The 19,174-nt window shown below is 42.8% G+C and carries 14 protein-coding genes; 9 read left to right on the top strand and 5 right to left on the bottom strand.

Translation table 11 applies throughout. From position 1 onward, the window contains the following. The 3 genes from ABJL82_RS04405 to ABJL82_RS04395 form a co-directional block, all read left to right on the top strand. Positions 1 to 1,475: YifB family Mg chelatase-like AAA ATPase (locus tag ABJL82_RS04405; protein WP_347273510.1), on the top strand; the 1,475-nt coding region annotated here is incomplete at its 5' end. Then, positions 1,472 to 2,962, top strand: coding sequence for a radical SAM protein (locus ABJL82_RS04400; protein WP_347273509.1), 1,491 nt, complete (start codon positions 1,472 to 1,474; stop codon positions 2,960 to 2,962). The genes ABJL82_RS04405 and ABJL82_RS04400, both read left to right, overlap by 4 nt. A 12-nt stretch (positions 2,963 to 2,974) precedes the next feature. Beyond that, entirely contained in the window at positions 2,975 to 4,357 is a 1,383-nt protein-coding gene (locus ABJL82_RS04395; protein WP_347273508.1) for a sugar transferase, read from the top strand. A gap of 212 nt (positions 4,358 to 4,569) precedes the next feature. Here the strand turns inward: ABJL82_RS04395 and ABJL82_RS04390 are convergent, their stop codons facing one another. After that, entirely contained in the window at positions 4,570 to 5,067 is a 498-nt protein-coding gene (locus ABJL82_RS04390) for a PH domain-containing protein (protein ID WP_347273507.1), read from the bottom strand. 357 nt (positions 5,068 to 5,424) lie between these two features. On the opposite strand from ABJL82_RS04390, the gene gmd reads away from it, so the two are divergent. Beyond that, a complete protein-coding gene (gmd, locus tag ABJL82_RS04385; protein ID WP_347273506.1) occupies positions 5,425 to 6,555 on the top strand; it encodes a GDP-mannose 4,6-dehydratase in 1,131 nt (376 codons plus the stop codon). A gap of 314 nt (positions 6,556 to 6,869) precedes the next feature. Here the strand turns inward: gmd and ABJL82_RS04380 are convergent, their stop codons facing one another. Together ABJL82_RS04380 and ABJL82_RS04375 are read right to left on the bottom strand one after the other, a co-directional pair. Continuing rightward, positions 6,870 to 9,584, bottom strand: coding sequence for a U32 family peptidase (locus ABJL82_RS04380; RefSeq protein ID WP_347273505.1), 2,715 nt, complete (start codon positions 9,582 to 9,584; stop codon positions 6,870 to 6,872). Between the two features lie 186 nt (positions 9,585 to 9,770). Further along, positions 9,771 to 10,091 (bottom strand): HNH endonuclease, encoded by a 321-nt coding sequence (locus ABJL82_RS04375; RefSeq protein WP_347273504.1) that lies wholly within the window; start codon positions 10,089 to 10,091, stop codon positions 9,771 to 9,773. A 301-nt stretch (positions 10,092 to 10,392) separates the two neighbouring features. On the opposite strand from ABJL82_RS04375, the gene rfbA reads away from it, so the two are divergent. The 3 genes from rfbA (at position 10,393) to ABJL82_RS04360 (ending at position 13,032) form a co-directional block, all read left to right on the top strand. Further along, a complete protein-coding gene (gene rfbA / locus ABJL82_RS04370; RefSeq protein ID WP_347273503.1) occupies positions 10,393 to 11,283 on the top strand; it encodes a glucose-1-phosphate thymidylyltransferase RfbA in 891 nt (296 codons plus the stop codon). Further along, positions 11,273 to 11,836, top strand: coding sequence for a dTDP-4-dehydrorhamnose 3,5-epimerase (gene rfbC / locus ABJL82_RS04365; protein WP_347273502.1), 564 nt, complete (start codon positions 11,273 to 11,275; stop codon positions 11,834 to 11,836). The genes rfbA and rfbC overlap by 11 nt, the downstream gene beginning before the upstream one ends. Before the next feature lie 239 nt (positions 11,837 to 12,075). Then, positions 12,076 to 13,032 carry a calcium/sodium antiporter gene (locus ABJL82_RS04360; protein ID WP_347273501.1) on the top strand — a complete coding sequence of 319 codons (957 nt, stop codon included), beginning with the start codon at positions 12,076 to 12,078 and terminating at the stop codon, positions 13,030 to 13,032. Positions 13,033 to 13,158: 126 nt separating this feature from the next. Here ABJL82_RS04360 and waaF read toward each other — a convergent pair whose 3' ends face one another. Further along, a complete protein-coding gene (waaF, locus tag ABJL82_RS04355; protein ID WP_347273500.1) occupies positions 13,159 to 14,232 on the bottom strand; it encodes a lipopolysaccharide heptosyltransferase II in 1,074 nt (357 codons plus the stop codon). 492 nt (positions 14,233 to 14,724) lie between these two features. Here waaF and ABJL82_RS04350 point away from each other — a divergent pair, with 492 nt between their 5' ends. Continuing rightward, positions 14,725 to 16,827, top strand: a complete 2,103-nt coding sequence (locus ABJL82_RS04350; protein WP_347273499.1) for an ATP-binding protein — start codon at positions 14,725 to 14,727, stop codon at positions 16,825 to 16,827. A gap of 171 nt (positions 16,828 to 16,998) precedes the next feature. Beyond that, complete coding sequence (locus tag ABJL82_RS04345) at positions 16,999 to 18,411, top strand: sigma-54 dependent transcriptional regulator (protein ID WP_347273498.1); 1,413 nt, start codon at positions 16,999 to 17,001, stop codon at positions 18,409 to 18,411. Positions 18,412 to 18,472: 61 nt separating this feature from the next. On the opposite strand, the gene ABJL82_RS04340 is transcribed toward ABJL82_RS04345, so the two are convergent. Then, positions 18,473 to 19,099 (bottom strand): hypothetical protein, encoded by a 627-nt coding sequence (locus ABJL82_RS04340; RefSeq protein WP_347273497.1) that lies wholly within the window; start codon positions 19,097 to 19,099, stop codon positions 18,473 to 18,475. Positions 19,100 to 19,174: the final 75 nt, after the last annotated feature.

Below are 19,174 nucleotides of genomic sequence, written 5' to 3'. Positions count from 1 at the left end.
TAGAGATATGTATCGTAAAGGGAGAGATGCCTTCTACGATTATTGTGGGGCTGCCGGATACTGCGGTAAAGGAGAGCCGGGACAGGGTGAAGGCTGCGCTGAATAACAGCGGTTACCGGTTCCCCAGGAATGTCGTAATAAACCTTGCGCCTGCGGACAGAAAAAAGGAAGGGCCTGTTTTTGAACTGCCGATTGCGGTGGGGATTCTTGCCGCTACAGGCCAGTTAGAAATATCTGACCTGCACGAATATGCCATTGTGGGTGAATTATCATTGGATGGAAAGGTGCGTCCGGTAAAAGGCTGCCTGCCGATGGCATTGAAATGCCGTGAACTGGGAATAAGAAAACTGATCCTCCCTTCCGGGAATGCGCCTGAGGCAGCGGTAGTGGAAGGGATCGACATTCTGCCGGTTGAAACGTTTGAGCAAACGGCAGGAATCCTTTCAAAGGCAATCGTCCCTGAAAAATTCCGGATCGACCCGGACAAGATGTTCGGGAATCATTCGGGATATGATGTTGATTTTGCGGAGATAAAGGGTCAGGAGCATGCAAAACGGGCGTTAACCGTCGCGGTGGCGGGCAATCATAATGTACTGCTGGTTGGACCGCCGGGGGCGGGGAAAACAATGCTTGTGCAACGTATCCCTACGATCATGCCTCAGCTTACCCTTGAGGAGGCGTTGGAAACCACAAAAATATACAGCGTGCTGGGGCTTCTGGATGCAAAGAAATATTTAATTGCAACAAGACCGTTCAGGGCGCCCCACCATACCATCAGCACTGCAGGATTGATTGGCGGCGGGTCTGCCCCAAGGGCGGGCGAAATCAGTCTTTCACATAACGGTGTTTTATTCATGGACGAACTTCCCGAGTTTGACAGAAAAACGTTGGAAGTGCTTCGTCAGCCGCTGGAGACGGGCGATGTTACCATATCACGGGCAATGAATTCGGTAACATATCCTGCCAGTTTTATGCTGGTGTGCGCAATGAACCCCTGCCCGTGCGGATACTATACCGACAGGAAAAGGGAATGCCGCTGCACTTCGTACCAGATACAAAAATACTCTTCCAAGGTATCCGGGCCTCTGATGGACAGGATTGATATCCATCTGGAGATACCGGCGGTAAGTTACAGGGAGCTTTTGTCGGATGCAGAAGGGCAATCCTCCGAATCATTAAGAGAAAAGACCGTTCGTGCAAGAGAGATACAGAGAGAACGTTTTCATGGACAAAAAACAAAGGTAAATGCACATATGACTTCAAAACAGCTAAAGAAGTATTGTGTGCTGAACAAGCAGGCAGAATCGCTGCTGCATCAGGCAATGGTAGCACTGGGCATCTCCGCCCGCGGACACAGCAAAATACTAAAAGTTGCCCGCACCATTGCTGACCTGGACGAGAGCGATGCAATAAAAGAGGAACATATTTCTGAAGCGACACAGTACAGAAGCCTGGACAGGGGGCTGCAGAAATGAATATCCTTTTGATAGACCCCCCGTTTTACCGGTTCTTCCAATATTACAACCGGTATTTCCCCCTGGGTTTGAGCTATCTGGCGTCCACCCTGAAAAAAGCAGGGCACAATGTGACGATTTATGACGCCGACTGCAATAAAGACTCCAAAGGAATGGACTATACGAGATTGCCGGAGATGTATGCCGCTTATTTAAAAGAGCTGAAAAACCCAGAAAATCACATCATAAAAGAACTATCGGAAACACTGAAAACCTGCCATCCAGACCTTGTAGGAATTACCGTAATGACCCCCAAAGCGGCGTCTGCTTTTACCGTAGCGTCATTGGTGAAAAAATACGATAAAAAATGCAACGTGGTTTTTGGCGGCCCCCATGCAACATTAAAACCGGAGGAAGTATTAACGATTTCCGGAGATGTTGACTTTGTTATCAGCGGGGAAGGCGAAGGCGCTTTTTCGGAACTGGCTCATTTGCTGGAAAAAAAAGAAGGGGGATTTGGGAAAATAGCAGGTCTCTCCTATTACAGGGAAGGCAGGAAAGCAAGCAACGGTTCGGGAAAATTTATTGATAATCTGGACACGCTTCCCTTCCCCGACAGGGAATCTTTGTTGGGGGCAGATACTTACACATCTGAGGACATGGGGCTGATAATGGGGAGCAGGGGCTGTCCGTTTAACTGCTCTTATTGCGCCACACAAATCTGGACAAGGAAGGTAAGGTATCGTTCAATACCAAATATCATTGAAGAAATAAAATACGTTAACGAAAGATATGGCACACACCAGTTTACCTTCAAAGACGACTCTTTTACGGTTAGCAAAAAAAGGGTTGCGGAGTTTTGTGATGCATTATTAAAAGTGGGGCTGAAGGTAAAATGGGACTGCAACACGAGGGCTGATTTGGTAGACCTTCCCCTCCTTAAAACGATGAAAAAAGCAGGATGCAACAGTATTAAGGTGGGCGTTGAGTCCGGCAGTGAAAGAATCCTGAAGATTATGGACAAAGGCGTGCCATTGGAGCAGGTAAAGGCGTCCGCAAAACTTTTCCGGAAGGCGGGGATACATTGGACGGCATATTTCATGATGGGTGTGCCTACGGAGACAAAGGAAGATATAAAAGAGACCGTAAAGCTGCTGTATGAAATCAAACCAAGCTTTGCGTCGGTGGGTGTATATGAACCGTTTCCCGGCACAAAATTGTTCGATATCGGCGTTGAAAGGGGGCTGGTGAAAAGGGATATGACGTATGAAGAATATTTTCTGCGTATACCCAGCGACTATTATTTAAAGGATGTGAAAAAAAGAAGCGATACGATGGATGAGGAAGAATTCACTGCCCTTGAAAGGGAAGTAAAAGAAACATTTCATGATTACAACAAAAATATCGCCCGCATATTTGAAAGGGCAAAGGCAAGAAGCTCGGTCTATATGCGCAATCCGAAGATTTTTTTGAGCGATATTGAAAAATTTCTCGGCTGGATGAGATAAAGAGAGAGAACAATGAAAATTCATTATCCGGTTTCCAAGAGAAAAATAGCGCTGGTGCTGGGAGATATCTGCATCGTAAACCTTGCAATAGTGTTATCTGCAATCGTTCGCCTGGGCGTTAACGGCGGGCTAAGTTACGTAAAAGGAAATCCACTGTCGTTTGCGGTTTACGGCATTGTTCTTATAACAATATTCTCCTTTGCGGATCTATACGATACCCGTAAGGACTACAAATCTATCGGCATTGTCATCTCTATCCTTTTCGCAACGGCGGTAGCCTTTGTTATAACGACGTTTATATTTTACATAAACGGGTCATTGAAGATAGGAAGGGGCGTTTTCTTCATCAATGGAGCGCTCATTATTGTCTTTATAACGGGCTGGAGAATGCTATACAGCTATATAATAGAGCAGCCGCTTTTTAACAGGAGGGCGCTTATTATAGGCGCCGGCTGGGCGGGAAGCACAATTTTGGGTGAGATTAAAAAGGCAAAAAAAGCGGGAATAAAAGTGGCGGGGTTTATTGACGATGATCCGGAGAAGTTAAACACGCAAATATGCGGGGTACCAGTTTTGGGAGGCCGGTCTGTTATAAACAAGGTCATTCGGCAGCAGAATATCGATACTGTTATCTCTGCCATAACACATGAAAAACATGCGGATTTGATTAAAATGTTGATCCATTGCTCGTGGAACGGCGTGGACGTAATCGATATGCCTACAATATATGAACAACTGACCGGCAAGATACCGTTTAAACATATTAATGACATGTGGATGCTGCATGTCGTTATCAGCAAGCCAAAATTATACGGAAAATTTATTAAACCTGTTTTAGAGGCCGTTATTTCCTTACTATTATTTATCATATTAATGCCTGTGATGGCGATAACTGCCGTTTTGATAAAAACTACTTCACGGGGAAGTGTTTTTTATACGCAGGAACGGATGGGAAAAGACGCCGGGAGGTTTACCATTATTAAATTCCGGACGATGGTAGCCGATGCAGAATCACAGACAGGGGCTGTTTATGCTGCGGACAATGATCACAGGATTACAAAGGTGGGAAGGCTTCTGAGAAAATGGCGGCTGGACGAGGTTCCGCAATTGTTGAATGTGATTAAGGGTGATATGAGTCTGGTTGGCCCGCGTCCGGAAAGGGAAATATTCATAAAAGAATTCGAAAAAAACATACCGTTTTATTCCCAGCGGCTTGCCGTGAAACCAGGATTAAGCGGATGGGCGCAGGTGAAATATCCCTATGCGTCTACCATTGAACAAACAGAAGAAAAACTACAATACGATCTGTACTACATAAAAAACATGTCCTTTCTGCTGGATAGTGTCGTATTGTTAAAAACGGTGAGGGTTATGCTGTTTGGGAAGGGGAAATAAAAAAGCAAGAAATACGGGAACCACAGATTACACAGATTGCACAGATTAAAAAAAATCGTAGGGACATGGTGCTCCGTGTTCCTACGATTGACCAAAGACAAATGACGAAACAAATTCTAATTACAAAGCATAAAATTCAAAACAAATCCAAAATATTTCGCGCTTATTACCAAGCTCCGGCTTGAGTGGGAACGAGCGTTTTTAACCTTACCTTACGAAAGGATGTTTTTCATCAAAGAACGCCTTTCATTATAGGAAACCCTTTCCCGGGTAATAAGTTCCCTTATTTGATGGGGGTTTTTAATGCCTTTCAGCGTATACGTAAGGGTATTTGTGAAAATTTTGAGAGTGCCAACCCGGAGGCGTTTTTGAATAGCGCCCTGGTGTATGAGTATTTTGTTAATGTCGTTATAGTCTATTTTTTTAAGACGGATTGAAAAAGGCCCTTGTCTGAGGAATAAACCGTTTTGGGCAACATAATATTTTGAAATGCAAATGGTGAGCACTGCATAACAAAAAAGAATACTGCCAAATGATAACAGACAAAGTCCAAAGGTCGAGTGGATTCCGTGCCACCGGCAGCTTAAAAAAAAGGAAAGCACGGAGATAAAGAACAGCAGCCAATACTGTGCTATCCTTGGTTTTAGTATTGTTTGCGGCGTGTTTTTTGCAAAAACAGGCAGTGAATTCGGAGCGTTTAGTTCATCCATTTTTTTTAAATGAGAGTGTCTGTTAAGGGGAAATAAAAAAGCAAGAAATACGAAAGGGGAACCACAGATTACACAGACTTCGTCGTGAGCTCAGTCGAACGATTACACAGATTAAAAAAAACCAGAATCCGGGGTGCGCGGCAAAAAACGGCATGCCATTAAAAATATTTATACGGTTTCTCTTTACCAATGAGTCGTATTTTATGTACAGGTTGTTCATTGCGGTTGCATAAGTGAAATAAATTATAAGTAAGGGCTTCTTGCAAGTCAAGGTAATACAAATGGCATTATCTCAACCTTAACCACAACTTTAATTTTAATCTTACATTTTTACTATTTAAAATATCTGAAAATATTATGAAAAAGGCTTTAATAACCGGAATTACCGGGCAAGACGGCTCCTATCTTGCTGAATTTCTCCTTTCCAGGGGCTATGAAACTCACGGACTTATTCGCAGGTCCAGTACTTTTAACACAGGCAGGATTGATCACCTCTACCGGGACCCCCATGACCCAGATGCACGGCTTTTTTTGCATTACGGAGACCTTTCCGATTCGGGACAAATAACAAACCTCATCTATAATATCCAGCCTGATGAAGTATATCACCTGGCAGCGCAAAGCCATGTACGCGTTAGCTTTGATATGCCTGAATCTACGGGGGATATTAGTGGCTTGGGCGCAACAAGGTTGTTAGAGGCAGTAAGGAGAAGCGGCATTAAAACCAAAGTGTATCAGGCAAGTAGTAGCGAGATGTTCGGAGACGCCCTTCCGCCTCAAAATGAGGAAACACATTTCAGGCCAAGAAGCCCCTATGCTGCAGCCAAGGTCTATGCCTACTGGATGACAGTTAACTATAGGGAAGGATACAATATGTTTGCCTGTAATGGAATCCTCTTTAACCACGAATCACCCAGAAGAGGCGAGACTTTTGTAACAAGAAAGATAACGCGGGCAGTGGCAAACATCGTTGCCGGAAAGCAAAAGAGATTGTATTTGGGTAATTTGTCGGCAAGAAGGGACTGGGGTTTTGCCCCGGAATATGTAGTGTGCCAATGGTTAATACTTCAACAGGAGAGACCGGATGATTATGTGATAGGTACCGGCGAAAGCCACTCGGTAAGAGAATTTGTCGAAATTGCCTTCAAACTTGCCGGGGTTGAGTTGGAATGGAAGGGAAAAGGCGCCGAAGAAAAAGGCGTCGTTCACTCCTTAACCTCCGCCTTATCCTCAACCTCCTCCCTGAAAACCGGCGACGTCCTTGTTGAAATCGATCCCAGATACTTCAGACCTACAGAAGTAGACTTTTTATGCGCCGATATAACGAAGGCAAAAAAAAAATTAAACTGGGCGCCGAGGGTTACATTTCACGAGCTTGCTCAAATTATGGTTGACTCTGATATGGAATCGGCCGGTTTAAAATCATCGGGCGACGGCGTCAGGATTCTAAGACAGAAGGGGATTGGCTGGATAGGGGAAATACCATAGACCTGAAGGACAGAAAGCATATAGCCATGGGTGAAACCCCATAAGCGCAATAGAAATTCCTAAACTGGCATAGCCATGACCAAACAAGCGAGAAATAAAAAATACGAAACTCGAAGTACGAAATCCGAAACAAATTCCAAAATCCTCCCCCCTTACCCCCCTCCAAAGGGGGACAACCACCCCCTGCACTCCCGCCAGCGAGGGACATTCTCCCCCTTTGGAGGGGGTAGGGGGGAGGATTGAAATTTAGCGTTTCGTATTTCACCTTTAAATATTTTGCCAAGAAGTCGGGGGTCGGCCTGGCAGCCTGAATGCTACAGCAGTCCCCTTTCAAAATTTCCCATCACGGAATTATTTACCTTACCCATGGTTTGAATTTTTGAAAATATATCCTGCACCATTTCAGGCGTATAATCCTTATAACATAAGTCAACCCTGAAGTCCCTTTGACCTCCATCAATAAGTTTTGGAATGTACTGAATAAGGGAAAATGGTTTTTGTCCAATCACTACTGTCCTGCAATCCTCATTTATGGCCGTAAAGCGGTCGCCATATTCATTTTCCAGTGTCATTTGACTGAAACCGCACCGATTCTTTCCCGGACACTCCCTTTTCATGTTTGCCCAAATGCAGGTCTCTGAGGTAAAGAGCGGGGTATCCTGATAAATAATCAACTCCGCATGGGGAGAAAACAGATTTCCCAGATTCTCTTTGTCATCTTCCGGAGAGAGCGTATATCTGCAGAATCCCCACTCCCACAGTTTCATTGCAGAAAGCGGATTCAGGCAATAGAAAGGGTAATCGGCATACAATTGTGCCTCTGCGTCTTCAAACAACTCAATTGCTCCGGCATTGGAGATATGGAATTGCCTAAACCCCTGTGAGATCAACTTCTGTACGGCCTTCTTACAATACCCGTAAGTCATGTATCCGATCCCAGTATCCCTCATAATGGCGGGTAATGAGAAAATAACCTTGTCTCTTCCTTTCGACGGAGAGATATTTTCATTATTTTCTACATAAGAGGATAACAACGCACTTAATCCCCTTTTGTTAAGGGATGTTTGATTGTTGCTTTGCTGCGTCAGGAGATCCCCGATCGTTTCATCTGTAAGGACAATATATATCTTGTGAACCGTCTCCAGTGGTATGTAGTTCAAATAGTCTGGTTTATCAACCTTCAGAGATAGCCTTATTCCTCCGGCAGAAACATCTTTCGCCGCTACATTATTCCTCACATTCATCACCGGCAACCCCTTCTGTAGCCTGCCGAGATTCCCGCACACCGGATGAGTAAATTCATGCCACGCCCCCTTCACCCACTTCTTTATGCTTTCACACCTGCGATCCCTGTCCTTGTGCCATTCTTCACAAAATATGCGGAAATACTCCCTTCGGATTTCATTTAACACGCTGAGCGGAACAAATAATTCACCGCAAATTTCCGTATGAATATCTTTCAGCTCAAAGGGCGTCTCGCCCAGGCGGGAAAAACACTCCTTTACCTGTTCCCTTTCCGTTGTCCTGTGAATGCCCTTTTCCAGTTTTACCGAAAAATTCATGGGAAACGAGAAATACCTTGTCGTGCCCTTTATGCCTATGCAGTCAGGCTTTATTTTGATTTCCAAATCCACGGGCGTCCTGGAAGCCTCTGATTTTTTCGGTACTTTTGGCGCAAAATATTCTTTGGTCTTTTGCGAAGAGAGCAAGTACAGCCTTGCCCCTGCCCCAGGTTGATATTGCCGTTCTGTGTCGATCATGGCAATATCACCTGCCTTTATACCAAACACCCTCTTCCCATTGACCCTGATATTCCTTACAGGTAACAAGGCGGGTTCCTTTGCACCATTATCAAATACCTGTAATAAATCCCTTACACCGATTTCAGCATCTGCCCGAACGGTAATGCAACCCTTTCCCTGTTTTATTACCTCACCCGCATAAGCGCCTATATTTGCAGGATAGAATGGATTGATCACGTCTGAAGCCTTGACTTGTTTATTATTGGAGAATCGTTCAATATCCTGTACGAATTTTGGGGATTTTATAACCTCCCCTCCTTGCGAAGGAGGAGATAAGGGAGGGGCATTTTCCGGGCGTGGTGCATATTTGTTATTGCTATTTTTTTTACCTTGTTGATACGTTTCTTCAAACAGGTATGAGTGAGTTGTTTCCCGGCTAAATACGGTATTCATGAGATGAATGGCGTTGTCCATATCTTCAAGCGTGCCATCAATTGCCTGACGATAGACATGCGTCGTTGCGGCAACGTATTCAGCCGATTTCATGCGGCCTTCAATCTTAAATGAGCGAATCCCTGCCGCCATTAACCTGTTTACATGGGTTAGAGTACGGAGGTCTTTCATAGAAAAAAGATACCCGCCTTCACCCTGCGGGGATTTATAATACATCCTGCATGGCTGTGCGCAACGGCCCCGGTTCCCGCTCCGTCCGCCCATTACACTGCTAAATAAACATAACCCTGAATAGGAATAACACAATGCCCCATGGACAAATACCTCAATCTCCATGTTGGAATTTAGTGCAATATTTTTAATCTCATCCTCCGACAATTCTCTGGACAAGACGACTCGCTTAAACCCCATTCTTTCCATCTGTTTTACCCCGGCAAGATTATGAATAGTCATTTGCGTACTGGCGTGAAGGGTAAATTGAGGGAATTGAGATTGTATGAGGAAAAGAAGCCCCAAATCCTGAATAATCAAAGCATCTGGCCGTAATTCATCAAGTGCGATAAGATATTCCACGACCTTTTCCAATTCGTGGGTTTTAATCAGGGTATTAATGGCGACGTAGACCCTGACGGACATTTTGCGGGCGTAGGCAATGGCCTTGCTGACGTCGTCGATGGAAAAATTGCCCGCGCTTGCACGGGCGCTGAAGTCTTTTAAGCCAACATAAATGGCGTCAGCGCCATTTTCAACGGCGGCAAAAAAACATTCCATATCACCGGCAGGGGAGAGCAATTCCGGTTTTTTTTGTTGGGAGTAAACGTTTGGCGTCAGCATCTGACAATATACGTAATAAGGTAGTTTTTTGAAAATTCTCAATAAACAGAAGGCTTTGCCACATTGCAAAATTCAGACATGAAAGTACATTGTGGACTCTGTAGCAGTCGGCAATCGGCAATCTACAGTCGGCAAATTGCAGATTGAGGACTGAGGATTGGAGACTGTTTCCTTGTTTGTTTCTGGCTATGCCATATCCCCTTGCGGTGAGGCATTCTGTTGTTTCAATTTATTCAATACAATTTCAGCCGGTGTTAAGTACTTTTTCTTATTATTACATTCCTTACAACACGGGACGATATTCCCCTTTGTGCTTCTACCACCCCTTGAAAGCGGCACTACATGGTCCATAGTAAGCTTATCGGGGGAGAATGTTTTCTGGCAATAATGACATATTCCCCGCGATATTTTGTTTAGCCACCATTGCGTTTTTCGCATCTCCTGCGCCTTCAGTTTTTCCCTGGCAATATGTTTTGGATCTTTATCAATATGAATCCAGTCAGACATGTTCAATCTCTTTTTTTAAAAGGTATTATGTTCATGCGATAATAAATTATTGTTCTTATTATAGGTTTTTTTGGCTTCTAAGGAAAGAGGGAACAAAAAACACATTGATCATTAAATTAAATAACCTGCCCGCAGATAAAATGCTTGATGAATCATTGAATCCCCTGTTACAATTCGGAAACTACGTTTGCCCGAAGGACGACGTCCTTCTTTTCGCTTTTTGATAAACCCCCTTAGTAAAATAAACATATAACGTAAACATGCGCCCATTAGATTCATTATTTACCAAAGATTAAACACCATGAAAGGCATAATCCTCGCCGGCGGCTCAGGCACGCGGCTTTATCCCATCACAAGGGTGGTAAGCAAACAGCTTTTACCCGTTTTCGATAAACCGTTGATTTATTATCCCTTGTCGGCGCTATTGTTGGCGGGAATAAGGGAAATACTCATCATCTCTACCCCAAGAGACCTGCCACAATTTAAAGAATTGCTCGGCGACGGTTCACAATTAAACATTTCGATTTGTTATGCAGAGCAACCCGCCCCGGAAGGTTTGGCGCAAGCCTTCATTATCGGGAAATCCTTTATCGGTAAAGACACTGTCGCCCTTATTTTGGGGGACAATATTTTCTACGGCCACGGGCTTCGCGAAATATTAAAAAACGCCACTCAAATCAAAAAGGGTGGATTAATCTTCGGGTATCACGTTAATGACCCTGAACGATACGGCGTTGTGGAATTCGGCCAGGGCGGAAGAGTTATCAGTATCGAAGAAAAACCCAAAAAACCTAAATCGAAATACGCTATCCCCGGCATATACTTTTACGACAACGATGTAATTAAGATTGCTGAAGATCTTAAACCTTCCGCCAGAGGAGAACTGGAGATAACGGATGTGAATGTAACCTATTTAAAAAGAGGCGATCTTTGTGTAGAACTTTTAGGGCGGGGGTTCGCATGGCTTGACACCGGCACGCATGAATCACTCCAACAGGCGTCCAGCTATGTCCAGGCAATACAGGAACGGCAGGGAATAAAAATCGCCTGTATCGAAGAACTCGCATACCGGTTGGGATACATTGACCGGGCGCAATTAAAAGCGCTTGCCCTTGATATGTTAAAAAATGATTATGGACGTTATATCATGGCAGTCATTGAAGAAGAGGAGATAAAAGAATATGCCCTGTGAATTTGTAAAGACAGCCTTGCCGGAGGTTATGCTCATCAAGCCGCAGATTTTCAGAGACGATAGAGGGTTTTTTCTGGAAACCTTTCACAAAAATAAATACGCGGAAGGGGGAATCACGGGCAATTTTGTACAGGATAATCACTCTCACTCTAAAAAAAATACGCTAAGAGGCCTGCACTACCAACTCTTGCATCCGCAGGGAAAACTTGTCTATGTTATCTCCGGAGAAATTTTTGACGTTGCGGTAGACATCCGGAGGGGATCCCCCTCTTTTGGAAAATGGACAGGCGTCCATTTATCCGCTGAAAACAAACATCAATTGTATATCCCCGAAGGATTCGCACATGGTTTTCTGGTCATGAGCGAAACGGCAGACGTATTATACAAGTGTACGGAAATTTACATGCCCGCCGATGATTACGGAATCCTCTGGTCGGACCCCACTATAAACATAACGTGGCAATCCTCTTCGCCAATCCTCTCAAAAAAAGACCAGAAATACCAAACATTAAATAACATACCGGAAACGCTTTTGCCGTTATACAGAAAATAAGACGCCATCGGAGGCTTCGGCTTTCTCGATAAAAAGAGATTGAAACCACAGATTGCACAGATTTCACAGATTTTAGACGATAAAATTCCACAGAGTATTTTTATGGTACACAGCAATAGGAGAAATTTAACGGTGAAATGTTTCCATGATGATACAACAACCATATTTTAATGCTATTAACCCTGCAAAACTTACACTCCCGTTCCCAAGTAGCGTTTTTTAAAAAGGCGGATTAACCTATGATTCTCTTACAATCTCTCTTATTTTGTGCCGGCATTGCCGCTCTTTATTTTGGCGCCGAATGGCTTGTCAAAGGGGCGTCGCGATTCGCGTATTTTCTTAATATTAAACCTATTATCATCGGCCTTACTATTATTGCCTTTGGCACCTCTGCACCTGAACTCGTTACAGGAATTATTGCCGGGATAAGAAATTTAAATGACATCGCAATAGGGAACGTCATTGGGAGCAATATCGCCAATGTTGGACTGGTACTTGGGGTAACCGCAATAATCCTTCCGCTAAAAGTGGAAATGAACCTCCTCCGCAGAGAAATCCCCATCATCATAGGCATCTCCGGCCTTTTGTATCTGATGTGCAGAAACGGCATTCTTAGCCGCTGGGAAGGCTGTCTGCTGGTGGGGGGAATTGTCGTTTATACCTGCTATGTTTCCAGGATTGCCAAAAAAGAATCAAGGGTAATAGAGGAGGAATTTGCAGATTTTGTTAGCAAAAAAAACACGATTTCTCTCGATATTTTGTTCATGTTTATCGGTCTCACAACGCTTATCGGGGGCGCACACCTGCTGGTGACTTCTGCTATTTATCTGGCGCGCAGCTTTGGCATAAGCGAACTCGTTGTTGGTCTTTCCGTTGTTGCTGTAGGCACCTCTCTTCCGGAATTGGCAATATCAACCGTTGCTGCTTTTCGGAAAGAATCGGATATCTGCGTCGGCAACGTGCTGGGAAGCAATATTTACAATATTCTCGCGGTGCTTGGAATCACTGCCATTATACGCCCGCTGCAGATTAATACCTCTTCTTTGCAATTTGATATGCCGGTTATGATCGTCTTCAGCCTCCTGCTTATTCCCTTGGTTCGGAGAAAATTTATACTTACCCGGTGGGAAGGTGTTTTTTTACTGGCTGGATATCTCTTTTATGTGGCAGCTATTTACAGAAAATGTATCTTTTAACTTCCTAAGCTGGAAAACAGTCGGCAATCCTCAATTCTCAATCCTCAATCTGCAATTTGCCGACTGTAGATTGCCGACTACCGACTGAAGAAAGGTACTACTCTTCACCCGTAATTGTCATTTCTTCTAAAAGTAGGGGCGAAGCATTTCCAGACTCACCCCTGCAACCCTTTCCGGTTTTATTTGGGTCATGCATCTGTGGTCTTTAGGGCAAACCTTTAATTGGCATGCAAGGCAATCCACCTCCGCGCGAATTACCTCTCCTGTTTCTTCCGGAGAACACGTGTATCGCGGGTCATTTGGTCCCATTAGCGTAATAACTGGTTTTTTAAAAGCCACTGCTATGTGCCTTGGCCCGGAATCAACGGAGATTAACAAATCACATCTTTGAATAATTGATTTTAAAATTTCCAGGTCAAGCGCCCTGTCTGCTAAATTTATTATGTTTGATTTTGCCCTCTCTTTGATATCTTCGCCTAATTTCACCTCATGAGGGGCGCACACAACAGCAATATTGCATCTAATATTTGACTGGATAATATCAGCCGTTCTGGCAAATCCTTCTGCCGTCCAGCATTTTGAAGACCCATATGCCGCGCCGGGATTTAAGAGAATAAGTGGTCTTCCATTGTTAAAGCCATATTCCTCAAACATTTCCGCAGTACATTTCTGCCCCCGTTCGGTTACAAACAGCTCCAGCTTCTTTGAGCGTACAGTGCATCCGATTTCAGAGCATAACCGCAAGTAATACTCTGCCATATATGTCGGTAAAAACCTTCCATTTTCCATTAACCGGTTTACCCCGTCGGTTAACAGAAAACTGCGGGCATCTCTTTTATAACCAATACGGCGCTTTACCCCCGCCAACCGGAATAGTAACGCGGAACTGAATGAATTGGGGAATAAAAACCCCAGGTCATACCGATTCCTTCGTATTTGCATAACGAGAGAAACATATCCCCTGTACTTTTCCCGTGAGTTATGCGCATCAATCTCCACTATTTCATCGAACCATGGCGCGTTATCGATTAATTTCCTCACGTAGGGTTTTAAGAGAATGCTTATTTTGGCGCGAGGAAAGTTTTCACGAATACACCGAAACGCGGGAGTGGCCATAACCACGTCACCAACCCAGTTTGGAGATCTGATAATTATTTTATTTACCGCATCAGCGATAGTGTCATTTCTCTTTCGTATCATAATTTCTGCTCACTGCCCAAAAAGTATTGAAAAGCACGCGTTCTTTTTCTGTTGACATGTCCCTTTAATGCGATATTAATATGTGCAGGGAATTTCTTGCCTATTTACCAATAACAAATATGTTTAAACAAGAAACCGGTCCCTCCAGTGGGGATGGATGTATTCTGGACATATTCTTAAATTAGGCTGGGTTTTTAAAAGACAAAGACCCAACGGCATTAATTTTTACCCAACCCCTTAATCCCCTCCAAAGAGGGGAATTAGATGTAGAGACGCACGGCCGTGCGTCTCTACTAATCAATGCCTTACGGTTATGCATTTTGAAAAACGAGCATAAAAAAAAGTTGATGGATAGTAATACGAAGAAAGATTTGCAAAAAGAAGTTTTTACAGGGCAATATATATAACATGCACAATCCGTAGCCGCCCTTTTTTACAGAATTATACCTTTTTTGTCACACTTTTATAGGAATAAAATCCCCAAACACACCTATGCCTCTTTATGAAATTATTTCCGTTATCGGTTTCATCGTGGGAACGATTCTTCACATCGTTTTATCCGTCCTGATCGGGCAGCGTAAACACAAGAAGAGAAGTGAGTTTATTTTTCAGTTTCTTGTTATTAGTGTCGCAATGTGGCATTTAGGGAATACCGTTTATCTCTTTAGTTCTATTTTGTTCGGTAAAAATCTCTTTCCGGTAAATTTTATTGCTGACGCAATTTCGTATGCCGGCATTGGGTTTATGCCCAGCTTATTGCTTCATACCGCCATTTCATTTTTATATGAAAACAGTCTTACGATAAGAAGGCCCTTGCAGAAGCTCGTTTTACTTGCAATATATTCCCCTGTTCTCCCCTTTTCATTCGTTATTAAAAAATTCATCCACCTGGAAGAATCCTATTTGGTCGCCCATAGCCAGCTTGTAAAGCCGTTTATCGTCTGGCTAATAGTAGCATTGCTTATTTCTGCGTACATTTCCAAATGGCTGGCAAAAAATGCAGAAGAAAAAGAGGAACAGAAATTCCTTATGGCTATTTTCTGGGTATTGATAACCATAGCGGTTTTCATTGGATTTACCGTAATCCTCGAAGGCAGGAAAATGGCTTATATCGGCGACTATCTTGTGCTTGTCTCCATGCTGTCTTCCATTTTTCCCAGCATCGTCTTTTCATATTACGTTTATCGCTATAACTATATGGAATTTGTTTTCAGAAGGAGTATTTTTTACTCTTTCCTCACCCTGGTTATCATCTGTCTCTACTATTTCGGAATAAAGCAATTTAGCAAGTTTATGGAAACAAAGTATGCAATACATTCCAAAACAATGGAGGCGGTCTTTGTTATAAACCTTGTTTTCTGGTTTCCAACGATTAAAGAAAAGTCTCAAAGACTTTTCAGGAAGGTAATCTTTTTTCGAAGCTCGGATACGGAGTATCTTTTGAACGAATTAAATCATGTCATAAGCACAGATCCTCTTGTTAACATCACTGCACTTCTTGAAAATGTTATCTTTTCTATTAAAAAAGCAACATCGGTTAAGACAATAAACCTCGTTCTCATTAAAAAGGACAGGATTCAAATCATCGGAGATAAGAAAAATGATGTTATTTCACTTTCAAATTTGCACAATATTATACAATTTTATTCATCGGGAGAGCTTGTAGAATTAAACCGGTATGAAGTAAAGGACGCCGCCGTTATTAGTGAAATGCGGTTATTGGAAGCTATTTTTATATTTCCCGTCTTTGTAAACAGAAGGTTGAAAGGGATATTATGCATGGGCAGGGCAAAACGCGGCATGCCTATCGCCTCTGACAATTTAGATCAATTAATGATTATTGCAAACGAGATTGGTTCCGCGCTTGAAAAATCAAAGATCATCGAAGAAAAACTTCTTCTTGAGAGAAAAATGCTCGAAAACGAAAAATTATCCAGTCTCGGGCGCCTCTCTACAAGCGTTGCCCATGAAGTAAAAAATCCCCTTAGTTCCATAAAGGCTATCGTCCAGGCAATGTGCGAAGATTTAGAAAAAGAGCATCCCTTACAAAAAGATCTTGATATCATTGTTGGTGAAATCGACCGGCTGAACAAGGTAGTAAACCAATTGCTTCTGTATGCAAAACCCGGCGGGAACATACAGGAACAGATAAAAATAAAAGAGGTTATTGATTCAACACTGGTAGTGCTGAATCATGAGGCGAGGCAAAACAATATTGCGATATTTTGTAATATTTCAGAAGCGCTTCCCCTTATATATGCTGATAAAGCCGCATTAAAGGAGGTATTTTTTAATCTTATCCATAATGCCATCCAGGCAACCCCCCCCAGCGGAAAAATCTCCATCGATGCAGACCTCATACCAACAAAGCATTTTATTCAGATAAAAGTCACGGATACCGGACACGGCATACCGCAGGATTCTCTGCAAAAGATATTTGACCCATTTTTTACTACGAAACAGACGGGAACCGGCTTAGGGCTTTCCGTTGTTAAAAAGAAATTAGAGGACATGCACGCCACCATTCATGTTGAAAGCAATGGGAATGGAACAACCTTTGTGATAGACGTTCCCTTCGAACAAATGCAACCCTAAGCTGGCATAGGCGAAGACAAACAAGCAAGAAACGTGAAATACGAAAGAGGAACCACAGATTACACAGATTGCACAGATTAAAAAAATCGTCACAAGCCTGCAATTAACCGATTTAACAATTAAATATTTTGGCAAAAAGTGCAAAGAAATTACTGATAAGGCGCCATTATTATGACAACAAAGGAAACCATGCGCACAAATTCTATTTTAATCGTCGATGATGAAAAAGCCGCACGCTACGGCATGAAAAAGATTTTACAAAGGGACCACGGTTCCATCTTTGAGGCAACAAACGGCATAGATGCTTTACAAAAAATACACGCGCTGCAGCCAGCCCTTATATTTTTAGATATAAATATGCCTCAGCTCGACGGACTAAAAACGCTTGAAAAGATACGTGAAATGAAACATCCCCCGCTTGTGGTTATCGTTACGGCGCACGGTTCAGAAAAGATTGCCGTGGAGGCCATGAAAAAGGGCGCGTACGATTACATCGCAAAGCCTTACGAAATGGAAGAACTGCGCATTATCACCAGGAATGCGTTAGAGAAAATAGCTCTTCAGGAAGAAAATACCCGATTGCGCATGGAGATTGGAATGCTTGAGGGATATGGAGAGCTTCTCGGCCAAAGCAAGATAATGCAGGAGGTTTTTGACCGGATAGAAAAAGTAGTTACCGCTGATGTTACGGTACTGCTTCAGGGAGAGAGTGGCAGTGGCAAAGAACTTGCAGCGCATGAGATTCACCGGAGGAGCAAAAGGAAAAACGGTCCGTTTATTGTGATGAATTGCGCTGCCGTGCCGGAAACGCTTATTGAGAGCGAGCTTTTTGGGCATGAAAGGGGATCCTTTACCGGCGCAACAGAACGGCGCATGGGTAAATTTGAGATGGCAAATAATGGCACTATTCTGCTGGATGAAATAGGGGATATGAGCCTAAGCACACAATCAAAACTCCTGAGGGTACTGCAGGAACAAAAATTTGAACGTCTGGGCGGCACGGAAACACTGGCGGTTGATGTAAGAATCATCAGCGCCACCCATCGCGATCTGGAAGAGGAAATAGAAGAAGACCGGTTCAGAGAAGATTTATACTATAGAATAAATGTCGTAAATATAAAAATTCCGCCGTTAAGAAAGAGAAAAGAAGACATACCATTGTTAGTAAACCGGTTCATACAACATTTCAGTAAAAAACATTATAAAAATGTTGTTTCTATTTCAAATGACGCCATGAAAAAACTTATTGCATACAGTTGGCCGGGAAACATTCGTCAGTTAAAGAACACCATAGAAAGCGCCATAGTTCTTACAAACAACGACGTTCTCGATATTTCAGACCTCTCTGAAGACATATTACGGTATGAAAAAAGCCCGGATTCAACAAAAAATGTACATTACCATCTCTCGTTTCGTGAAGCGAAAAAGATCCTTATTGAAAATTTCGAAAGGGATTTTATCAGTAAGAAACTTGAGGAATGCGGCGGCAATATCAGCCATACGGCAGAGGCATTAGACATGCACCGTCAAAATCTGCAGCAAAAAATAAAAGATTTACAGATAAATAAAGATATCAAAGAATGAAATGAGTGTAGGGGCGCAAGACAAACAGTAAATATCATCATGATGAATCGGCCGGACAAAATTATTTCCGGTTTGTGTCAAAGTAGGGAAATGCCATTAAAAGCAACGATTCTATTTCATCGGACATTGTATTAAACTCGTACAAATTTGGTTCTTTGGCGCCGGCGCCGAGGAATCCGGCACTGCCAATAGTGTCTCGTAAACCTGAAAATCTTTCCAGAATCTCCTTGTGCAGTGAAGTAGCATGCCTTTCGTCGTAAGCCAGGACATTTCCTGCCAACAAGGCAGTATAATACTCTTCTGCTAATCGAAGCCGTACTTTTGCACGAACAAAGATTTTCAGTTGTTCTTTTTTGTTGTAATAAAACTTTTCCTTTATTGCAAAAAAAACGAGAGTTGCCATTTGATTGCACAAATTGCGGAAATCCTGCTCTCGCACGGTAGCGGTAAACAGGGGTTTAAAGTCTATATTAAACAGAGTATTAATGTCATTTATACGATCAGTAATATTTTCAATTTCGTTTTGAACCATTAGCCAATTATCTTGTTTTCCGTGAAAAATGATCGCCTTAAAAGTCGTAATCAAAGGGTCTTCTTCCCTTTTGTAACCATAACTATAAGCCGTTTTTCCGGTTGATAAAATAATCGCGGCAAAAAAACACAAAGAAATAATAACTATTTTTATCATACATTCCCCTTTCAGTAAAAAACTATTAGCATGAATATAAACGATTACACGATAATAATAAAACAAGAACTGTTT

This window comes from Candidatus Kuenenia sp., from assembly GCF_039794105.1.
Classification (GTDB): domain Bacteria; phylum Planctomycetota; class Brocadiia; order Brocadiales; family Brocadiaceae; genus Kuenenia.
Note: the sequence above shows the minus strand (reverse complement) of the source record. Positions and strands in the feature narration are given on the sequence as shown.